Genomic DNA, 3,941 nt, shown 5'->3' on the forward strand with positions numbered 1-3,941 from the left:
GTGCCGGGGCCGGGAGCAGTGCCGGGGCCGGGAGCAGTGCCGGGGCCGGGGCGAAGAGATCATGGGGTCAGCTGCGGTCCGTCATCTCCTACCGTCGGGGTCTGATCTCGTCGTTGAGCAACCCGAAGGCCGGGCTGTTCTTCCTGGCCGTGATGCCGACACTGGTGCCCGCCTCGGCGGCCGGCATCGACTATGTGGTGCTGGTCTCGGTCGTGGTCGGACTGATGCTGGCCTACCAGATCGTTCTCGCGCTGATCGCCGGTATGGCCGCGAAGGCTCTGCAGAGAAGGAGCACGGACTTCTACATCGAAGCCGTCTCCGCCACGGTTCTCGTGATCATGGGCATCGCCGTCATCGCCCTCCCCGTATAGTCGCCGTTCCCGTTCAATCAGGCGCCGTTCCCGTTCAACTGGAGCACTCGCACCGGCGCGGCTGGAGGATCCGGCGCAACAGGGATCGACGCTGCAGCGCCCGGTGCGGGTGGCCGACTAAAAAATGTGCGGGCCGGGATGCTTCCCGGCCCGCACATTCAGTGCTGGAGACTGTTCGTTGCGAACTGCCTGCCTGTCAGCTGGCCGGCGGTGGAACCGGACCGCGCCCTTCGGTCCCGCCGCGGGGACCGTTGTCCGCGGCACCGCTGCTGTCGGCACCGCTGTTTCCGGCGGTGGCAGTGTTCGCGGGCCGCCCCTCAACATCGCTGCTGGCAGCGGCTTCGACATCGACCTTGCCCAGCATCTTCGCCGCGGCATCGCGGCCGCCCAGGCCGAAGGCCAGCGCAGCGGCTGCTGCTCCGCCGATGACCACAGCTCCGAATGCCAGGTTGATGATCGAATCGGCCAGCCCCATGTAGCGCAGGCCCATCGCAATGAAGAGTGCGATGGCCGAGTAGCGCAGCACCTTGCTCGCCAGAGAGTTCGTGATGAACTTGCCGATGAGAGCCGCAATGAGGAAGCCTGCGGCGATGATCGCAGCGCCGAAGAGGACGCTGCCGCCGAGGTCGAGGATCTCGTTGAGGATGTTCGTGATCTCAGGGAACCCGAGCATGCGAGTCGCCATGATCGCGAAGAAGATCATAATCGCAACCTGCACGATCTTCGTGATCACGCTCGAGGCGCTCGTGCCTTCGGGAACGATTCCGATCGAATCGACTGCACGATCCGTGCCGACTCCGCGCAGGACCTCTTCGAGCAGGTTGCCGAGGAACTTGGCGATGACCCCGCCAATGGCAAGCAGGATGCCTGCGGCGATGATAGCCGGAATGGCGTTGAGGAAGAGCTGCAGCATCTGCTGTGCGGGCTGCGAGATAGCCGCGATGCCCAGCACCTGCAGCGCCGAGATCGCCACGACGATGATGATGATTCCGAAGACGAGGTTGCCGGCAAGAGATGAGATCTTGGCATTCGCCTCGGCGTTCGGGTTCTGCGCCTGCCCTGGCTGACCCTGTTGCATCGGCTGCCCTGGCTGATCCGGGTGGCCCTGACCTGGCTGGCCCTGTTCGGGCTGGCCATAGGCGGCCTGCTGGGCATTGATGTTGTTCTGCTGCGAAGCGGTTCCCGTCGATGAGTCGACGACGCCGGTGGCGCGGTCGCCAAGCGACTGGAACTTCGATGTCAGCTTCGTCAGGTCCACGGCGTTGAGCGCCGTCTGGACAAGCTGCTTGGCGATCTTCGCGAAGACGAAGCCGATGAAGAAGATGACTCCGGCGCCGATGATATTGGGCAGGAAGCCGAAGATTCCGTCGAGCAGACCCTGCAGCGGGCTCAGCACCTGGTCGAGGTTGAACAGCTGCAGAACAGCGATGAGGCCGAGCAGCCAGACGAGCAGGCTGCCGATCTGTCCGATCGACTTTCCAATCTGCTGACCGTCGTTGCCGTCACGCTGCAATGCCGGCACCTTCATCACCAATTTGCCGATCGCCCATTTGACGATCGACGCAATGATCCAAGTGACGAGAAGTATGAGAATTGCCAGTCCCACTTTCGCGAGAACTGACCACAGGTCTGACATTTGCATTTCCATCATCTCCTTCGACTACGGCGAATAAACTCGCTATGTTCCTCAGTTACTGATATTGAGTCTATTCACAACAGACACTCAGGACAAGAGATCATAGCGGGCTGACATCGAATGATGGAACAACCAGAGCTGTCTTTTCGTATTCGTCCACACGCGTATTTCAGCGCCTTAACAATTCTTATATACTCAGGTCACGATTACGCATCAAATAGGTAATATAATGGTCATTCGACATTCACGGCGTCAATGAATGAGCGTCATCCTCGCCCAAATAGGTGCCGTCCTAGCCGAATGAATCCTTTTGGAATTCAGGAAGAACGGTGGACGTCAGGAAGAACGGTGGAATTCGAGCGGCACATTGTCGATGAGGTGAGTTCCCCCGACGGTCGCCGAAACAAGCAGCAGCGCCTGCCCGTCGAAGTCCGGTGGGCACGGCTGAAACGTCGCCGCATCAACGAGGCCGAGATAGCCGAGGTCGAGGTCTCCCCGCCCGGCCGCGGCGCTGAGCACTGCTTCCGCCGCGGCCTCAACTCCAGTCGGAGTCCCGTCTTCCGCAGACTGGGCTGCAGCCTCCAGGGCGCGCGGTATCGCCAACGCAGCGCTTCGATCGGCGGGCGCGAGATACTCGTTGCGACTCGACATGGCCAGGCCGTCTTCGTCGCGGACCACCGGCAGTCCGATCAGCTCGATGTCGAAGTTGAGATCGGTGATCATGCGTTTGACCAGGCAGAACTGTTGGATGTCCTTGAGGCCGAAGACCGCCGAGTCCGGAGCCGTCAGGGTGAAGAGCTTGGCCACCACGGTCAGGACGCCGTCGAAGTGGCCCGGCCGGGCAGCCCCTTCGTACACCGCACCCATCCGCCCTGAGGATACGGTGACTTCGGGTGCGCCCGGGTACATCTCTGCCAGGGCGGGTGCGAAGACGAAGTCGACTCCGGCGGCCTCGCAGATTTCCAGGTCGGTTTCGAAGGGGCGCGGGTATGTGAAGAAGTCCTCGTCCGTACCGAACTGCAGAGGATTGACGAAGATGCTGGTCACGACCGATTCCCCGGCCGCTCTGGCCCTGTCCATCAGTGCCTGGTGCCCCGAGTGCAGAGCACCCATCGTGGGCACCAGCGACACGGAGCCCGACTGTCGTTCCCGCCAGGCACGCAGAGCCTGGATTCCGCCGACCTCCATCACTCGAAGCTCCGCTCCGGTTCAGGGAATTCGCCGCTCTTGACCTCATCGACATAGCGGCCCACGGCCTCGGAGAGCACCGAGTGCAGATCGGCATACCGTTTGACGAACCGCGGGGCCCTGCCGGTCCGCAGGCCCGCCATGTCCTGCCACACGAGCACCTGGGCATCGCAGTCGGCACCGGCGCCGATCCCGACTGTCGGAATCGCCATCTCGGCCGTGACCTGCGCGGCCAGCCGGGCTGGAACCATCTCCATGACCACGGAGAATGCCCCCGCCTCGGCGACGGCACGGGCATCGGCCAACAGCGCATCACCGGCTCCCCCGCGACCCTGGACCTTGTATCCGCCGAGGTTGTGCTCAGCTTGGGGCGTGAAACCGATATGAGCCATCACCGGTATGCCGGCGGTCGTGATCGCCTTGATCCGGGAGGCCACGGCCACTCCCCCTTCGAGCTTGACCGCGTGGACACCGGCCTCCTTCATGAAGCGCACGGCCGTCGCGACCGCCTGCTCATCGGAGATCTCGTAGCTGCCGAAGGGCAGGTCTGCAACGATGAGTGCCCGAGAGGTCGCGCTGGAGACGGCGCGTGCCAGGGGAATGAGCTCATCGACGGTGACGGGCAGTGTGGTCTCGTGGCCGTAGACATTGTTCGCCGCGGAGTCTCCGACCAGCAGCGCCTCGACACCGGCCTGCTCGAACAGGGCGGCCGTGTACTGGTCATAGCTGGTCAGCATCGCCCAGCG

4 protein-coding genes are annotated in these 3,941 nt (G+C 63.0%); 1 reads left to right on the forward strand and 3 read right to left on the reverse strand.

Annotated elements, in window-relative coordinates:
* Nucleotides 1–371, forward strand: a 371-nt coding sequence (locus L0G76_RS14680) for a LysE family transporter (protein ID WP_304357897.1), incomplete at its 5' end; no start/stop codon positions are given.
* Nucleotides 372–567: 196 nt separating this feature from the next.
* On the opposite strand, the gene L0G76_RS14685 is transcribed toward L0G76_RS14680, so the two are convergent.
* The 3 genes from L0G76_RS14685 to panB all read right to left on the reverse strand — a co-directional run.
* Nucleotides 568–2,019 carry a mechanosensitive ion channel gene (locus tag L0G76_RS14685; RefSeq protein WP_304357898.1) on the reverse strand — a complete coding sequence of 484 codons (1,452 nt, stop codon included), beginning with the start codon at nucleotides 2,017–2,019 and terminating at the stop codon, nucleotides 568–570.
* 324 nt (nucleotides 2,020–2,343) lie between these two features.
* Complete coding sequence (gene panC, locus L0G76_RS14690; protein ID WP_304357900.1) at nucleotides 2,344–3,195, reverse strand: pantoate--beta-alanine ligase; 852 nt, start codon at nucleotides 3,193–3,195, stop codon at nucleotides 2,344–2,346.
* The coding region (panB, locus tag L0G76_RS14695) for a 3-methyl-2-oxobutanoate hydroxymethyltransferase (protein WP_304357899.1) at nucleotides 3,195–3,941 on the reverse strand (747 nt) is incomplete at its 5' end. The genes panC and panB, both read right to left, overlap by 1 nt.

Source organism: Brevibacterium picturae, assembly GCF_030453725.1.
GTDB lineage: Bacteria > Actinomycetota > Actinomycetes > Actinomycetales > Brevibacteriaceae > Brevibacterium > Brevibacterium sandarakinum_A.

Excerpts from the sequence above, each read along its gene's own strand:
- L0G76_RS14685 (WP_304357898.1), bottom strand. The coding sequence starts at position 2,019 with ATGGAAATGCAAATGTCAGACCTGTGGTCAGTTCTCGCGAAAGTGGGA.
- panC (WP_304357900.1), bottom strand. The coding sequence starts at position 3,195 with ATGGAGGTCGGCGGAATCCAGGCTCTGCGTGCCTGGCGGGAACGACAG.